The sequence below is a fragment of the Sphingobacterium sp. R2 genome (genome assembly GCF_040760075.1).
GTDB lineage: Bacteria > Bacteroidota > Bacteroidia > Sphingobacteriales > Sphingobacteriaceae > Sphingobacterium.
This window is the reverse complement of sequence record NZ_CP142884.1, coordinates 1,356,813-1,374,458: the sequence shown is the minus strand read 5'-3', so window position 1 is coordinate 1,374,458 and position 17,646 is coordinate 1,356,813. Positions and strand designations below refer to the sequence as shown.

Below are 17,646 nucleotides of genomic sequence, written 5' to 3'. Positions count from 1 at the left end.
ATAATTTCAATTAACGCTTATTGTTAAATTGAATAAAATACACTTATAATGAGATATATACGTATATAAAAGAAGGGATTATTAAAGAGTAAATAATTTTTAGACGAGTTGTTAGAACAAATTTAATTGATATATTTGCATAGTTTAAAATGAATCTAAATAAAAGCAGTGGTTTTTAATCGCTATAAATAGTCAACAATGTATACGCTTTTACTCTTACTTATTTTCGCCGGAAGCTTTTGCTGGTACTGCTCATCCGAAAAGGTACGTATAAAAACAGGTGCATCTTTCATGGTCGCACTTGCAAAAAATAAGAGCCGCTCGAGGTTACTGGCCATGGTTATACTCGGTCTTTCATGGATATGGACCATGTACTTGCAGGGGGTCCTTTCGGGAACATTGGCCTTTGGAGCATATACCATGGGATTCTTTAGCCTCATCGTGCTTTTGTGGCCCTATCGGTATTTTCAATGGAGACAACTGACCGTTATCCTGCTTCTTTCTTTGTTTTTTGAACTTTTTGTGTTTTAAGATATGCCTGCCAATAAAAAATACCTAAGCTCTCCTTTTCAACGTTTCCTCAAATTGACCGCTGGTTTCTTTGGAGGTTATTTTGTGATGCTATACTTCCACCTTTGCCTAACAAAAATATGCGATAAAACAGACATTTTAATTACGGCTTACGTCACGGGGTTTATCGCCTGGGCAATATTATTGCTCGTCGCCTTTCTGTCAAAAAGTGGGTGGCTGATATGGGGCATATACCTGTTTCTGATCGCTGTATGCTATAGCATCTTTATGTACCTGTAATAACCTTATCATGAATTTAAGACGCTATAATATCTACTTCAATACGCATACAATCTCTGGCATAATCATTTGTGCCATTTTGTATGTCATTTTTTTTGCGGGATCTTTTTCTTTTTTTAAAAATGAAATCAATGCCTGGCAAAAAAACGAGTCCGACAAAGGTGAAAGCTACCAAAATATGGTTTTTGATCATCTCCTGGATTCTATTGCACAGATTAAAGAACTGAAAGGAAGGGATATCACCTTTTACATGCAGCACAACGGTCATGCGAGTTATGTCAATATCGGCGCATCACAGGATACCTTGGTGGCCAATAAAGCAAAAGCTGTAGCGGCGCAAAAAGAATTGGCCGAAAAGAAACGACTGGCGACCGAAAATAAAGGTGCAGCGGTAAAAGATGCAAAGGCCAAAGATGAAAAAAAGAAAAGACGTGGCCGCGGGAGACGTGGAAACGAAGATTCGATGTATTTTTCCTATGACCTGGCCACTAAAAAATCGTCAGATTATAGCGATGACTATACCATGGGTGAATTTTTATATCGCCTTCACTTCTTAGCGCCGCTCAACCAAATTGGGATCAATATTGGCAGACCCTTTGGCTACACCCTTGCTGGGTTGGTATCGTTTATCTTCCTCTTTGCGCTGATCTCTGGTCTAATGCTCCATTGGGATAAAATCAAATCCAACTTCTTTGTCTTCCGACCCGGAAACAAATGGAAAACGGTATGGACCGATATGCATACGGCCCTTGGTGTGATCGGCTTCCCTTACCAGTTTATGTATGCCCTGACGGGAATCGTACTGATCGTAAACTCGGTATTGATTATTCCGTTTAGCAAATATCTTTATGATGGAAAGGAGGATCAAGTATATGAAGCCCTTGGCTATAGCGACAATACACAATATACGTATTTGTATGAGCCGCTCAAGACAAGCTTCAACATGGGTAACTTCTTGGACAAGCTGGAAAGCAAATGGCCAAATAGCCATATGAACCGCATCTTTATCAAAAATTATGGAGACAAAAGCATGCATGTGGTAGCGCTATATGATGCCGATATCGATAAAAACTTTGCCGGTTCAGGGAAAATTATCTATCGGGTGGCCGATGATAAAATCCTCTTTGAAAAATCGGCGGCGGAAAATGGTTCTTATCTAGATTATATGAAGGGATTTATTTACCGACTACATCTGGCAGATTTTGGTGGCTACCCCGTCAAGATTATCTATTTTGTATTGGGTATCATGGGCTGTTTTGTGATCATATCGGGTATTCTGATCTGGCTGGTCGCAAGGGATAAAAATAATATTCCCAAACGCAAACGCGTCTTTAATTTCTGGGCGGCCAATGTATTTATGGCGAGCTGCCTGACGATGTTTCCAATTACAGCAATGTGCTTTATTGCAGTCAAGCTGGCGACGAAAGTAGATCAGTCGTTTATATTCCATGTGTACTTCTATAGCTGGCTGGCTCTGGCTGTTTTTTATGTGATCCGGCGCAACATCGCAAAAACAAACTTAGAAACACTGCTGCTCGGCTCAATATTGTCTATTGCAATCCCAATGGTGAATGGCGTAAAAACGGGGAACTGGATCTGGGAAACTTATCGCGCAGGAGCAAACGATATTTTACTGGTGGATCTGCTCTGGTTGTCTTTGGGCATCATCGGCCTACTCATCTTTAAAAAGATGCTGCAAAACCAAAAAAAGGAAAATACGAATGGTAAAAAAACTACGGGATCACCTTCCAACGGCCGCACGGACTTATCCGATGACAGCATTGTTGGCCATACGACCGGTCCAGCCAGTGTCATGCCGCTTAAGAGCGCATTTGCCTTAAAAAACAAACCTGCTACAAAATCCTAAAATTTCCATATTCATAGTTGCAAAGGCGAGCTCTATAGCTCGCCTTTGCTATAGTGTTGACACTAATTTAGTATGCTATTGACGCTAATTTTTTCCTATCGTCCGACAAGTCTATTGATCAAGTTTTGCACAGCGCCGCCTGTGTACTTAGATCTATGCCAGAATCAATAGTTATATTTCTCCTTCCACTTATCCCGTAAACTTTGCCGTAATTTCTCCTCCTGTGGGTTTTTACCAGGTTCATATAATTTGACGCCACTGATTTCTTTCGGAAGAAATTCCTGGACAACAAAGTTTCCTGGATAGGCATGTGAATACTTGTATTCGGCACCGTAATTTAAGTTTTTCATCAACTTTGTTGGGGCATTACGGATAGCCAAGGGTACAGATAGGTCACCGGTTTGTTTCACCAAGGCCTGTGCCTTATTAATGGCCTCATAAGAAGCATTGCTTTTGACCGAGGTAGCCAGGTAAATCACCGTCTGCGAAAGAATAATACGCGATTCGGGCCATCCAATCACGTTAACCGCCTGAAAACAGTTGTTGGCCAATAACAGGGCATTCGGGTTGGCATTGCCAATATCCTCCGAAGCCAAAATCAACAACCGCCGTGCAATAAAGGATGGATCTTCGCCACCTTCAATCATCCGCGCTAGCCAATATACCGCGGCGTTTGGGTCCGAACCGCGGATGGATTTGATAAAGGCGGATATAATATCGTAATGCTGCTCTCCTGCTTTGTCATAAATCGCCATATTCTGCTGTACCTGTTTCAGGACAAAGGCATTTGTGATCGGCTCTCGATGCAGTATGGCCGCATTGACCACCAGCTCCAGCACATTTAATAATTTACGTGCATCGCCACCTGACAGCCGCAAGAGTGCCTCATACTCCTCAACAACGATCGCCTGTTTCTGCAGGTATTCATCTTCATGTAATGCTTTCTCGATCAGACCAATGAGATCTTGCTCGGAAAGATGCTCCAATACATACACTTGACATCGCGAGAGCAAGGCCGAAATAACCTCGAACGATGGATTTTCAGTGGTGGCACCAATAAGTGTCACCAATCCGCGCTCAACTGCTCCTAATAGGGAATCCTGCTGCGATTTGGAGAAACGGTGAATCTCATCGATAAATAAAATAGGCTGGTCTTGGTTGAAGTTCATCAGCCTTTCGGCCTTTTCGATCACTTCACGGATATCCTTCACCCCCGCCTGAATTGCACTTAATGAAAAGAAAGGTCGATCCAGTTCTTTGGCGATCAGTAAGGCCAAACTCGTTTTACCCACCCCCGGTGGCCCCCAAAGAATCATGGAAGGAATATTTTTTTGCTGAATGGCATGATAAAGCACTGCGTCGGGGCCGACAATATGCTGCTGCCCCACATAAGCGCTCAATTGCCGTGGTCTAAGTCGTTCTGCTAATGGAATTCGTGTCGCCATAGTACAAAGTTATAAATTAAAAATAGCACAGGGACTAAATATTTTAGTTTGACGCTTTAACATTTTTTCACACAATTTTTAGTCATATTTGCTCTATTATTTATGTAAATTGCTTTTGACAGCGCATGAGCAATATTAAAAGTTGTGCAAAAACAACGCTGAATTGCTCCAACAGTGAAGTTTATAGTAAACATTAATTGTGATGTAATCATTTGCTTTTGACAGCGCATGAGCAGTATTGAAAGTTGTCTAAAAACAACGCTGAATTGCTCCAATAGTGAAATTAATAGTAAGTATTAATTGTGATGTAATCATCAATGAGAATGACAAAATACTGGTTTTATATCTTGACCACCCTGACCATATTCATGAATATACCGCGTCGGGCCGTGGCACAAAATGCAGAAAAAGATTATACGGGCGCGATTAAAAAATACGATGCTTCGTTTAAGGGTATCGGACCAGAAGTGTATTTCTTACCTCCACCTAAAACAGCCAATGAAATACTTACAGAAAACTATGCCGAAAAGAAATCTTTTAGCAAAGAAATTGCGAGGCAACTCTTACTTCAGCGCTTGCTACTGCAGCTGCGAAGCACCAATAACCTTGGACATTTCAACTACTTAATGAATCCGATGCCAGCAACTGCCAACGCCTGGAACGATGCAATTGAAGGGCAAAAGAAAGTGGAAAATTGGACGGCAGGCTATGCTCTAGCAAATGAAGCCGCTTTATTTTCCATTAAAAATAACGACAGCAGCAATGCATCGGCATTTTTATATCAGGCACTCTCTTTGGCTAACCGCACCGACAACAGGGATGATATTGCAACCATTAATTTAAATATCAGCAATTTTCAGTTGTATAGTGGGGATTTTGAGCGAGCCGAAGAAAGCGCACAAAACTATCATACGTACGTGATGAAGAGCAAAAGTTATGTGGAACAGGCAAACGCCTGGCTTTTAATTGCTATGGCGCGAGCGGGACAGGGAAAATATAAAACGGCCGAAAATAACATCATTCGCAGTGCGATACCGCTATTCAATAAAGCCAAAGCTTATGAGGGAAAGATTTTTGCCTGGGAAATGCTTGCGGAAATCTATTTTAATCAGCATAAATATACCGAAGCCCAATGGTTTCTGCTGCAGGCCCGCGATCTGGCGAATGCAAAAAAACTACGTAGCGAACTCGCAGAAATTGAATATTTGCTAGCCTCCTCCAAACAAAAGGATGGTAACTTTAAGGTGGCAATAAAAGAGTTTGTGCAGGCCGCAGAGTTGGCCGCAGACGAAAATAATAAGCAACTTTCATTGGCAATACTGGACAAACTCGGCGAAGTATACCTTGTGTTAAAGGACTATCCATCGGCGGACCAGACGTACAAGGCCTATATACAGTTAAAAAATGAACTGTATAAATAAAACAATCTACCCCTTCTGCTGGTCTACTGAAAGAGCAGTTTACAGAGCGACATACAGCTTTTTGTAAATATCGAAAGATAAATCAAATAAATTTTTAGAATCTGCGATAATGTGCTATGAATTTCACTAAATTTAGCACGCTTATGAAAAAGAGCTGAATATTTTTTAAAAAGAATGATTAATAAAACCGTCGAAAATATGTTTAGGAAACTCTTATTTGTACTTTTTGTTGTATCCATTGTATCTTGTGGTTCAAAACCGCGAGTTGCACTTCCTGATGACGGAGGGCTTAAACCAAGCACGCAGCATCAGATCATCGCCAAGGAAGTCTCTGGATTATTGGAAAATGCAAGCTACAAAAAGGTCAAAATGAACGATTCAATATCGGGCATTATATACGATAATCTGATCAAAAGTTTGGATCAAGGCAAAAATTACCTGCTTCAGTCGGATATTGATGAATTTCAGTCCTACAAAAGCAATCTTGCCCAGGACATTAAAAATGGAGATCTATCAGCTGCTTTCCATATTTTCAACGTGTATTCGAAGAGATACCTGGACAGAATGCAATATGCGCTTTCAGAAATCGGCAAAAAACAGGATTATACGAAAGACGAGTATTACCAGCCTAACCGTGAAAAATTAGGATGGTTCAAAACGGCAGAAGAGGCCAACGACCAATGGCGTAAACGGGTGAAATACGACCTCCTCAACTTAGAAACTGCAAGCGGCAAATCTACCGACAGTGCAAAGACCAAACAGGTAGAGACATTAAAAAAACGCTACGTCAATTTGATCTCTCAGGCAAAAAAAACCAACGCAAACGATGCTTTTCAGATTGTAATGCAAGCGCTGACAGATGCTGTAGACCCACATACTTCTTATTTTAATCCATCTTTTGCCCAGGCATTTAATGAGGGAATGGCCAATACTTTTGAAGGGATTGGTGCAAGATTATCCATCGATAACGAAGCGGTAAGCATCTTTGAAATTATCCCTGGTGGACCTATCTTCAAAGACAAGAGCATTCACGTCAATGATAAAATCATCGCTGTAGCGCAGGGAAAAGATGGTGAATTTGAAGATATTATTGGCTGGAGACTTGATGCTGCTGTAGCAAAAATCAAAGGTCCAAAGGGAACAATCGTCCGTCTGAAAATTATTCCTGCAGGCCAGCCAATGAATTCTCACCCACGGATTGTATCCCTTGTACGGGAGAAAATCGTCGTTGAAGAAGAGTCTGCAAAAAAAGAAATCATGAACGTCAAAGGATCGGACGGAAAAATGTATAAAGTGGGGATCATCAACATCCCTAAATTCTACATGGATTTTGAGGCTTACAGAAGACGTGACCCAAATTACAAAAGCACAACGAGAGATGTTAGGATGATATTAGACACACTGAAACAACAAAAAGTGGATGCGGTGGTTATCGACCTGCGCTTTAATGGTGGTGGTTCTTTACCTGAAGCAATTGATTTGACAGGTCTATTTATTGACAAGGGTCCTGTTGTACAAGTGAGAGATACAAAAAATAACATTGATGTTGAAGAAGATAAAAATGCTGGTGTTTCCTGGGATGGTCCACTGGGCGTCATGATCAACCGTTTCTCGGCTTCGGCTTCTGAAATCTTTGCTGGTGCGATCCAAGATTATGGAAGAGGAATTATCTTAGGATCTCAAAGTTATGGCAAGGGCACAGTGCAATCGGCAATAGACATGTCGCGTGTGATCAGCCCGACCAGCCGATTGCTGTTAAAGGCATCGGGTGAAAAAGACCCGGACACCCCAGAAGGCGCTCCTCAGTATGGACAGATCAATATTACATTGGGTAAATTTTATCGGGTTAACGGAAGTAGTACACAACATAAAGGTGTGACACCTGATATCGTATTCCCTTCTCAGTTTTCTGCAGAGAAATTTGGCGAAAGCTCAGAAAAATCAGCACTGCCTTGGGATCAAATCCAATCAAGCAACTTCAAAAAAGTAGCTGACCTGAGTGCGATCGATAAAAAATTGGAAGCAATACATGAGGCACGTATCAAAAACTCATTGGAATATAAATATCTGAAAGAGGACATTGAAGAAGCCCAAAAGGATGAGGATGTCAAAATTCCATTGGAATTCAACAAATTCAAAAAAGATAAAGATGACAACCTCAAGAAAAACAGAGATCGCATCAACGCTTTATTGAAATTACAGGGTAAACCAGCTTGGGAAGAAGGCAAGTCACAGCCTAAAATCGATCTGGATTTTGTGAAAGACGAAAGTGCAAAAGTGATGACCGACTATATCATCAACTTTGGTACAAAAAAACCGATGTAATTTCACCAAAAACTAAAACTGTAAAGTAAATGGCAAGGCAACCCTGATTAGGGTTGCCTTTTTTTATGACACTCATCACTTTGGAGGGGTCTTAACATTAAATTCACGTTTTATTTGTAACTTATCGCTACATTGATTGTTTTGGTAATATACCGCTGCTATACGAGGCCCAATGATCCAATGCGTCTCCTTAAGCGATGGGTCGGGATGACATAGCGCAGTAGGTTGTCAAGTTAAACGTATAATAAAATATTATGAGACATATCCTCCTGTTAACTGACTTTTCAGAAAATGCTCTTCTAGCAGCAAAGCAAGTTGCACTATGTACAGAAGCCTGGAAAACGCAAAAGGTAATTGTATATCATACATACAATAGTGTTACCGTCGTCGACAATGAACCTATTGTTGTTGTCAATGAAGAAGTAAAAGCGGCCAAAGAAAAGGAACTTGCAGACTGGTTCGACGAAATTAGACTACTGTTCCCACCGCAAGTAGCCTTATCCTATCAAATGGAAGACATTGATTTACCGATGGGCGTTCAAGAAATATGTAGTGCCCAAGCGATTGATCTTGTCGCATTGGGTATTACAGGTCAGACTGGCTTTGCTAAAATCCTGGTAGGAAGCAATGCCATTACCCTAATGGATATATGCCCTAAACCAATGCTCATCGTTTCGCATAAGGTAGATCCGGCCGTCCCCAAAAATGTACTGGCGACAACGGATCTGAAAGAGGTAGATCGCAAGCTGGATTTATTTAATTTAGATCAGGTTTTGGAAACCTTCCAAGCAAAATTATATGTCTTGAATGTTGCGAAAAAAGAGGCTTCTGCTGCAGACCTGGCGCAGGAATTAAAGCATCTTCATGAGCGCCTGGACAAATACCATCCGATTTATGACTACATTAGTCACGATGACGTTGCAGTGGGTATTGAAGAATATGCAAAAGAGAAACACATCGACCTCATCCTTTCATTCCATAAAAAGCAGGGACTATTATCTAGCCTATTCAAAAGCAGCATATCAAAAAAGATCGCCTGGAATGGCTCCGCCAACTTATTGGTTATTCCCATGGATAGATCATAAATACAATATATTTTCACATAAAACCATCGCAATGAAAGTGAAAAGTGCTCGTTATAGTGAAGCCACAATCCTTTAGGAATCGTGGCTTCAATAACGTATATCGTTCTAGGAAAACCGTTTATTTTTTATCAACGGAGTGCTTACCGGGACCGATAAGTATAAGTCCTAAAAATACAAAAAAGAGCTCAATTGCATGAGATGCACCAGAGATACCGTCTCCTTTGGAAAGATGCATTAATCCAGCGATAACCATTGTAAAAGCAAGCAATAGTGCTGCTGGTCTAAAAAAAAGACCCAACAACAAAAATAGCCCTCCAACAGTTTCGGTCACTGCCGCCATAAATCCCCAAAATGTAGGCATAAAATGAATACCAATCGTGCCCATTGATTTACCTACGCCGGCCCAAAGATCGGGGCCGCCTTGTAACTTGGGCAGACCGTGCATAATCATCATCACGCCCAATCCAATGCGCAAAACCAAAAGACCTGTATCCCTATACTTACTCAATGAATTCCAAATTGCCATATAAAACGCTTAAATTATGAATAGATGAACAAAACCACTCGCCCTAAATTAATGAAATTATTTAAATTGAAAAGCTCCACAGCGCTATGCTAGGAATAAATTTATTGCATTTTTAATACTTTATGTGTAATTTAATAGCTATATAATCGATAATAAAACGGTGAGCTGCAACAGAAAACACGACCTAAGTCGGTAATAGCTTAGCGATGGATTATGTGATACACAAATGGATGATGTGATACACAAATAACTAATAAGGATGAAAAACCTACTCTTGTTAACAGACTTTTCGGACAATGCCTTTGCCGCTGCTCGATACGCCGCGCAATTGGCTCCGCTATGGGGCATTGAAAAGGTGGTCTTGTACCATACGTACGAAGTAATCCCGACGGTAGGTACCGAACCTGTTGTTATCAGCAATTCAGAAATTCTAGAGGAGAAACAAAAGGATCTCAATACCTGGCAACAGGAGCTGATGCTGCTTTTTCCGGAAGGGATAGCTTGGAAATCTGTGCTCGAAGAATATGAACTAAGCTACGGCGTAAACCGTACTTGTGCAGAGGAGGATATTGACCTCGTGATCGTTGGTACCGCAGGTAAAAGCGGCTTAAAGAAATTACTACTCGGAAGCAATACGCTCAAGCTGATCGAAAATTGTCACACACCTTTACTGGTGGTTCCCGCACGAGCTGAGCTTAGGGTACCGAAAAAGATATTGATAGCCTCAAATCTTAAGGAAGTAAAACTAAAATTAAACCGCCTTTTGATCAATGCATCTGAAGTATTGCGTAAAAGTGAGGTATATGTGGTACATGTCACCAAAGAGGATCCTGCAAATAAAGCTGTAAATGCTGAAATAACGATCATGAAAGATCTGCTAGCGCCCTACAATCCCCTGTATAGTTATATCCTTCATACAGACATTGCCCTGGGCATTAACCAATACATCAACGAAAATAATATCGATATGATGGTTACTTTCCACCGCGACAAGGGCTTGTTAAGCCGAATTTTCAATACCAGTTTAGCACAAAAGATGGCTTGGAAGAGTCAGGCTGCAATGATGGTCATTCCGGTACATTCGGGCTAATCAGAATAGGTGTTGCAGCTAAATGCTGTTCAGCTGCACCTACAAGTAAGTTAGCTGAACAGCATTAGCCGTGGTTTTCAATGCCACTTTTCGGCCAAATACGAGGGCATGATTGTCATCGATATGACCTGCCGGATAGGCAAACGCTACCGGAAAATCGTATTCTTTAACTTTATCCCACACAATTTCTTCCACACTTTGGCCAAAAGCAGGGTCGTTGTCCTTCATGGCAGAGAAACCGCCGACAATAAGACCGCTCAATTTTTTTAGTTTTCCCGCACGCTTCAATGCCCACAGCATGCGATCGACAGAATAGTAAGCTTCACCAACATCTTCAATAAATAGAATCTTATTTTTGTAATTGACATCCGAATCAGATGCAAGCACAGAGAGTAAGATGGCTAAATTTCCGCCGACCAATTTTCCTCGGCCTTCACCTGCACGATTGGGATAGACGCTCTGCTCATAGCTATAATCCATATTATAACCAAATAAGGCATTTTTTAGCGTTTCCAAAGAGGCTTTTGTTCCCGTCTCAAAAGACTTGGGCATCTGTCCATGTATTGTGGCTACTTTAAAGTTCCGTTGAATATGACTATGCAATACCGTAATATCGCTAAAACCGACCAGCCACTTGGGCTGTTTTTCGAAGTTGGAGAAATCGATTTCATCGACAATCCGGACACAACCGTAGCCGCCCCTTGCGGCGAATACTGCCTTAATCGATGGATCGTCCAGTGCCCACTGCAAATCAGCTGCTCGTAAGCTGTCTTGTCCGGCAAACTGGTGGTACGATGTGCTGACAGTCTCTCCGACCACAACCTCCAATCCCCAGCCCTCCAATGTTTTGAGGCCTACATCAATAGATCCACGAATAAAACTCGCAGGACAGACGATCGCTACTTTATCGCCTACTTTCAGAAAATCAGGTATTTTGGACATCTTTTTATCGCTAATGATCAAACAACCGGAAGCACAAAGGCTAGACCCTAATAAAAAATTTATGGGAAAACAATGTGCTTATCCCTACAAATAAACGTAAATTTATCTGAGTTTTCTACCGCTATTTGGAATAATATTTTTGCGATTGTTTGATATGATACGCATTTATATTGCATATAAACAGCAATTTATCTAAGTTTGCCAAAGAAAACAAGTACACACTTTAATATCGTTCAAGCATTGAGTATTCTAGATAAAAAACGTTATACCATCACATCGGCATTACCGTATGCCAATGGTCCTTTACATATTGGACACCTTGCTGGAGCATACATCCCAGGGGATATCTTTGTCCGCTATTTGCGTCTAAATCAAAAAGATGTCGTTTATGTATGTGGTTCGGATGAGCATGGTGCGGCGATTACCATCCGTGCAAAAAAAGAGGGCATTACCCCTCAACAAATCATTGACAAATACAATCAACAAATTAAAGAAAGCTTTGAAGAGTTTGGGATTTCTTTCGATATATACCACCGTACGTCAGAACCTATACATCACCAGTTATCGCAGGATTTCTTCTTGAACCTTTACAACAAAGGCGAATTTGTCGAAAAATTTTCCGAACAGTACTACGATGAGGAGTACCACCAGTTTTTGGCCGACCGCTATATTACAGGTACTTGTCCAAATTGTAAGTCCGAAGGTGCTTATGGCGACCAATGTGAAAAGTGTGGCACATCCCTCAGCCCGACAGACCTGATCAATCCGATTTCGACATTGAGCGGAAAGACACCGGTATTGAAAGAAACAAAGCACTGGTACCTTCCTTTAGATAAATACCAACCATGGCTTGAAAAATGGCTGATCGAAGGAAAGAAAAATATCCTTAAATCCAACGTGTTTGGGCAATGCCAGTCTTGGCTTAAATCGGGTTTACAACCGCGTTCAATGACCCGTGATCTGGACTGGGGTGTCGATGTACCGTTGGAAGAAGCACAAGGTAAAAAACTTTATGTCTGGTTGGATGCGCCTATCGGTTACATCTCTGCAACGAAACAGTGGGCATTAGACCATGGCAAAAACTGGGAAGACTATTGGAAAACACATGAAAACCCTGCCGATGATTCTACATTGATCCATTTTATCGGAAAAGATAATATTGTCTTCCACTGTATTATTTTCCCCGCTATTCTTCATGCGCACGGCGGTTACATTTTGCCTGAAAATATTCCGGCCAACGAATTCCTTAACCTGGAGGGCGATAAGCTGTCTACTTCTAGAAACCACGCGGTTTGGCTACATGAATATCTACAGGAATTCCCAAACAAACAGGATGAATTGCGTTATGTATTAACGTCTATATTACCAGAAACATCAGATGCTGAGTTTACCTGGAAGGACTTTCAGGCCCGTATAAACAATGAGCTGGTAGCTATCTTGGGCAACTTTGTGAACCGTGTTATGGTATTGTCCCACAAATATTTTGATGGTAGGGTATTGAAGGGAGCTGCATTGTCTACGGTAGACCAAGCGGTATTGGATGAATTAAAATCATATCCGGTTTCTATTAAATCTTCTTTAGAACAATTCCGTTTCCGCGAAGCTTTGGCAGAATTCATGAATGTTGCCCGCCTTGGCAATAAGTATCTTGCGGATGAGGAACCATGGAAAATCATCAAAACGGATGAAGAACGGGTTAAAACAATATTAAACGTAGCGGCACAGATCGTTGCGAACCTTGCTGTCCTTGCGCAGCCGTTTTTGCCTAAAACAGCAACCAAATTATTTGAAATGCTCAATTTTCCTCAGGGGAACTGGAATGACGCAGGTTCAGATGCGTTGATTGAGGTGGGGCATCAACTGGGTGAAGTACAACTGTTATTTGAAAAGATAACAGACGAACAGGTCGACTTCCAGCTTGATAAGCTTACAGCAGCGAAAGCAAAAAACCTAGCCGACAACGCCAAGGTTGCTCCTGCAAAAGAAAATATCAGCTTCGACGATTTTGTTAAAATGGATATCCGTGTCGGAACCATTACAGCAGCTGAAAAAGTTGCCAAAACAAAGAAATTATTGAAGTTGACCATCGATACGGGTATTGATAAACGGACGGTAGTTTCGGGTATTGCAGAATTCTTTAGCCCTGAAGAAATTGTGGGCCGTCAGGTGTCCATATTGGTCAACCTTGAACCCCGGGAAATAAAAGGAATTATGTCGCAGGGAATGATCCTTATGGCAGAAGATGCCGATGGTAGACTGGATTTCGTCAAACCAGAGACAACAATTAAAATAGGAAGTACGGTGCGTTAATAGCAAACGCCAGACATGTATAATAAAAGCCTGTTCGTGTGGACAGGCTTTTTTATAGGCTATTTTTGATAGGTACTTCGAGGCCACCACTTTGTGGTAGTAGCCTATCTTTTCTCCTCTAGCATAGTTCGCTAGTTAAAAGAATATGCTCTGCATACGTTTCTTAAAATCCTTTTCATCCAAATAATCGTAAACCGTGTCTCTCAGCTTTTTCAGAATCTCTGCTCGAGATTCGGCCACCACTCTTTTCTTTTTGGTGAGCACATTTGAAACCGGAGCATTTGTGATTTCCACCTTGGTTGCAAACATATTGACGTTCATACTTGGAATGGACACCCCCATGATTAGCCCTGGTAGCCCATGAATAAGTTCCGGACCACCCGGAACAGGAATTTGCCCCGCGAAAAAAGCAACCACATACACCGAATCTTGCACAATTCCATTCACTCTTCGACAGTCGTATCCGGCAATATTTCGATATTCGTCAGTATACTTCCATTTTACAGCAGGCAATGAATCTTTAAGTAAAAGTTGATCATCACCAAATGGAAGCAATTTGAGAAACTCCTGCTGTTGAAAATTGATATAAGTTTTTGAATCTGCAAGAATGGGCTGATATCGGGTGACACTGCGGTAACTCGGAGGATAGTCTTCCTGAATGGTCTCAAATAGCGTTTCATGATCGTAAAATTTTAACATATGATGGGTCACCACCTCGGTAGGACCATTTTTGACGGCATTGTCGACCGTTAACTTGTCCCAGGTATCTAAATCTGGTTTGTTGAGGTAATTACGCTTCAAGAAGTTCTGCACATGAAACTTCCGTTCATAGGTCACTATTCCGCTGCTCGGAAAGTAGGCATGCTGTGCTTGTGCCGTGCTCATGCACAGCAACAAAACCCAAATCATCAATTTCGTATAGTTACTCATTTGATATCTCCTTTCATCTGTAAATAATTTTATTTTTCCATCGACCAGATGGAGCTTATCAGAATTAAAATTCACCTTAACGCTGGACAAAAAAATGGATAATTTTATCATGGACGGTTCATTGATGTAAAATTGTAGATTACTTTTAGCATGCCATAACGGCGCAATACGTCGTTGCTCGTCTGAATAAATGACGTTCCGTTTTGATAACGGTACACGCCATTATTTTTATTTAAAATATCATTGACGAACACCTGCACTTCCAACGATTTATCTTTCAATAGTTTTTTGGAAACATAACCATTCATGTTCACAACGTTAATAGACTGTAAAGTTTTCGTAGCAGCCTGATAATTTTGATTGGTCGTTAAGGAGATTTTGAAATCTTTTGGCAGGTAATACGTGAGCTCGGAGTAGGTCCTCAAAGTAAAAGTGGAACGATTTAACTCGGGCTGCAAATAGGAATTCATTTGCTGAACACCTGGCCTGATGGAAATATATAAATCCATCTTATTTGCCTTGTAGCGACTAAAACCGATATTCGGTGAAACACTCCACGTTTGATTTCTATTGAGCTTTGGCTCTTCGGTATACGATGATAGGTAACTAAATTGACTATTGTACTGTACCTGCATCCCGAGATTCATTTTCAGTCCCCATTTTTTTTGCAGGACAAAACTGTACCCACTACCACCATACATCCGCCAATTGTCCTTGTCAATATTAACATAGGAAATCTGCTGTGTACCTCTGTCCAAATCGTAGCGCACGCTATTGTTAATGCTATTCTTACCTTGATCGGCATTCACATAAAAATAGATGCTCTGATCTTTCAACTGCTTATAGTTGTTGTAATCAATTGAATACGAATTGTTAAAGCCGGCTTTTAGGTTTGGATTATCCAGATATTCAATAAGCGGCTGGGCGTTTTGTTTTAGGGGCTCTATCTGCGTCAAAGAAGGTTGACTGGTACGTCCGCTGTAACGGAAATTGATATTTTTACTTTTCGAGATTTTATAATTAACCGAGAAAACCGGATTAACTGACGTTTGATTGCGCTGTAATGCCGTATTTAGATTGTTATAGGTCCTCTTCACATCCTCAAAATCCACCCTATTGCTTACATTGACAGTCAACGTACTCGATTTGTAATTCAGCGAAGTATTCACTGCATTTTTCAAACTGGTGAAATCGAAATCATTTAATAGATTTTGATCTAGCAAAGTATATTCTCCTGTAACGGGATCTCTATCAAAAGACTGATTCAGCGTTTCCGATTTACTGCTGTTGAATGCATATCCAACGGCGGCAGTCAGTCGTTTTGACAAAGGCTCCGAATAAGTTACTGAGGCACCGTAGGTATTGTTGGCCAGCTTATCATTTTTAAATTGATCAATCAGGGTCGTATCACCTGAACTTTGAAAGATGTTTTCAGAGAAATATTGGATTTTGGAACGATTCTGATCCGTATTTGCACTCATATTAAAGGTGATAGAACGGCGCTCTTTTCTGAAGCGGCGTGTTAACATCGCATTGACGTTAAATCGATCCTGATCACCAGTCAAATCATTTTTTGATGTCGTCTTTGTGATCAAGACTCCATCCAATGTACGTTGATCAGCATCAGAAAAAGAGAAATTATCACGGCTCGATTTCACAAATCCCATATTAACGGTCAAATCGGACATCGAATCCAACTTCAAATCATACCTCAAGTTAGCGGTATTGGATTTACTTTCGTTCTCCGACCGCGTCACGTTATTGTCTACCTGCGCCCGCTCAGGCAGATTGTTTTGCGCATTGTAGGTACTGGTGTTACCTACACGGATCTGATTACGCTTAAAGTTGACATTGATCTTGTGCTTATCATCTTTGGTTTTATCGGAATAGCTAGCTCCCATATTGATCGCTCTAGGTACTCCTCCACCAGAATACGTACCGTCCCAGTCGCCATCAGAACCATCGCCACCCGAGGTAATCATAATACCTCCACCTTCCATCACCTGCACATTGCTGCTTCCCCCAACGCCATATTTCTGGCTATCTTCAAAGCCCAGTCCGACCATACCGTCATTGGCAAGAATGCCATACGCGGCAATTTTTTGCGAACCTTTAAACTTATTGAACATCACTTTACCGCCGTAATAGTGATCCGTACCCGCTCCGGCAACAGCTTGCCCAAATAGTCCCTTCTTCTTATCTTCTTTGAGTTTGATATCAATGGTCTGCGTGCGCTCCCCATCATCCACCCCCGTTCGAACGGCGAGGTCTGATTTCTTTTCATAAACCTGCACTTTACTAACCATATCTGAACGAATATTTTTAGTAATTAACGTGGGATCATCACCAAAAAACTCCTCCCCATCAAGCAGTACTTTTTTCACTTCTTTGCCCTGAGCGGTAATCTTGCCAGATCCATCCATCGTAATACCGGGCAATACTTTTAACAGGTCCTCAACTTTGGCATCTTTATCAACTTTGAAACTACCGGCATCGTATTCGATGGTGTCCCCTTTAATAACCACCGGAATTTTGCCATTCACCTGCACCTCCTCCAATAGTAGGGCTGCTTTGGATAGTTTGACCAATCCAATGTCTGAGTCTCCGGCAGTAACTTGGATATCCCTTACCAAATCTGCATATTGGGGATAGGAAACGACCATTTTATAAGTTCCTGTATCTAGGTTTGCGAGTTGGAACGTTCCATTTTCTTTTGTCCGACCAAAGGTAATCAAGACCGAATCTTTGGAGTTAAGCAGTGCGATTGAAGCCTGATGTAGTTTTGCAAGATCCTTGCCATCCACAACCGAACCCGAAAGCTTATGCTGTGCATAGGATTTCGTACTTAGGATAGCTAGCAAAAGAAACAAAACTAGGGAATAGGTTAGTTTCATA

At 41.2% G+C, this 17,646-nt stretch carries 12 protein-coding genes; 7 read left to right on the top strand and 5 right to left on the bottom strand.

The annotated features are described in order from the left end of the window. The first annotated feature begins 198 nt into the window (after nucleotides 1-198). Both VXM68_RS05740 and VXM68_RS05735 read left to right on the top strand, forming a co-directional pair. Nucleotides 199-531: a hypothetical protein gene (locus VXM68_RS05740; protein WP_293956189.1), complete on the top strand. Its 333-nt coding sequence runs from the start codon at nucleotides 199-201 to the stop codon at nucleotides 529-531. Nucleotides 532-820: 289 nt separating this feature from the next. Next, on the top strand, nucleotides 821-2,677 hold the full coding sequence (locus VXM68_RS05735; RefSeq protein ID WP_367210678.1) for a PepSY-associated TM helix domain-containing protein: 1,857 nt from the start codon (nucleotides 821-823) through the stop codon (nucleotides 2,675-2,677). 164 nt (nucleotides 2,678-2,841) lie between these two features. On the opposite strand, the gene VXM68_RS05730 is transcribed toward VXM68_RS05735, so the two are convergent. After that, nucleotides 2,842-4,122, bottom strand: a complete 1,281-nt coding sequence (locus VXM68_RS05730; protein ID WP_293880020.1) for a replication-associated recombination protein A — start codon at nucleotides 4,120-4,122, stop codon at nucleotides 2,842-2,844. 317 nt (nucleotides 4,123-4,439) lie between these two features. Here VXM68_RS05730 and VXM68_RS05725 point away from each other — a divergent pair, with 317 nt between their 5' ends. The 3 genes from VXM68_RS05725 (at nucleotide 4,440) to VXM68_RS05715 (ending at nucleotide 8,953) form a co-directional block, all read left to right on the top strand. Then, the gene (locus VXM68_RS05725; protein ID WP_367210677.1) at nucleotides 4,440-5,543 is read left to right on the top strand and encodes a tetratricopeptide repeat protein; all 1,104 of its coding nucleotides are present in this window, start codon (nucleotides 4,440-4,442) and stop codon (nucleotides 5,541-5,543) included. A gap of 174 nt (nucleotides 5,544-5,717) precedes the next feature. After that, nucleotides 5,718-7,868 (top strand): carboxy terminal-processing peptidase, encoded by a 2,151-nt coding sequence (locus VXM68_RS05720; RefSeq protein WP_367210676.1) that lies wholly within the window; start codon nucleotides 5,718-5,720, stop codon nucleotides 7,866-7,868. Nucleotides 7,869-8,122: 254 nt separating this feature from the next. After that, on the top strand, nucleotides 8,123-8,953 hold the full coding sequence (locus VXM68_RS05715) for a universal stress protein (RefSeq protein ID WP_293880026.1): 831 nt from the start codon (nucleotides 8,123-8,125) through the stop codon (nucleotides 8,951-8,953). Nucleotides 8,954-9,071: 118 nt separating this feature from the next. Here the strand turns inward: VXM68_RS05715 and VXM68_RS05710 are convergent, their stop codons facing one another. Beyond that, on the bottom strand, nucleotides 9,072-9,479 hold the full coding sequence (locus VXM68_RS05710) for a DoxX family protein (protein ID WP_293880028.1): 408 nt from the start codon (nucleotides 9,477-9,479) through the stop codon (nucleotides 9,072-9,074). Between the two features lie 259 nt (nucleotides 9,480-9,738). Here VXM68_RS05710 and VXM68_RS05705 point away from each other — a divergent pair, with 259 nt between their 5' ends. Beyond that, nucleotides 9,739-10,569, top strand: coding sequence for a universal stress protein (locus VXM68_RS05705; protein ID WP_293880030.1), 831 nt, complete (start codon nucleotides 9,739-9,741; stop codon nucleotides 10,567-10,569). A 39-nt stretch (nucleotides 10,570-10,608) separates the two neighbouring features. Here VXM68_RS05705 and VXM68_RS05700 read toward each other — a convergent pair whose 3' ends face one another. After that, nucleotides 10,609-11,511, bottom strand: coding sequence for an LD-carboxypeptidase (locus VXM68_RS05700; protein ID WP_367210675.1), 903 nt, complete (start codon nucleotides 11,509-11,511; stop codon nucleotides 10,609-10,611). 240 nt (nucleotides 11,512-11,751) lie between these two features. On the opposite strand from VXM68_RS05700, the gene metG reads away from it, so the two are divergent. Then, entirely contained in the window at nucleotides 11,752-13,821 is a 2,070-nt protein-coding gene (gene metG, locus VXM68_RS05695) for a methionine--tRNA ligase (protein WP_367211290.1), read from the top strand. A gap of 135 nt (nucleotides 13,822-13,956) precedes the next feature. On the opposite strand, the gene VXM68_RS05690 is transcribed toward metG, so the two are convergent. Continuing rightward, nucleotides 13,957-14,862: a GLPGLI family protein gene (locus VXM68_RS05690; protein WP_294183814.1), complete on the bottom strand. Its 906-nt coding sequence runs from the start codon at nucleotides 14,860-14,862 to the stop codon at nucleotides 13,957-13,959. Beyond that, entirely contained in the window at nucleotides 14,859-17,645 is a 2,787-nt protein-coding gene (locus VXM68_RS05685; protein ID WP_294183815.1) for an outer membrane beta-barrel protein, read from the bottom strand. Before VXM68_RS05685 ends, VXM68_RS05690 begins: the two co-directional genes overlap by 4 nt. Nucleotide 17,646 lies beyond the last annotated feature (1 nt).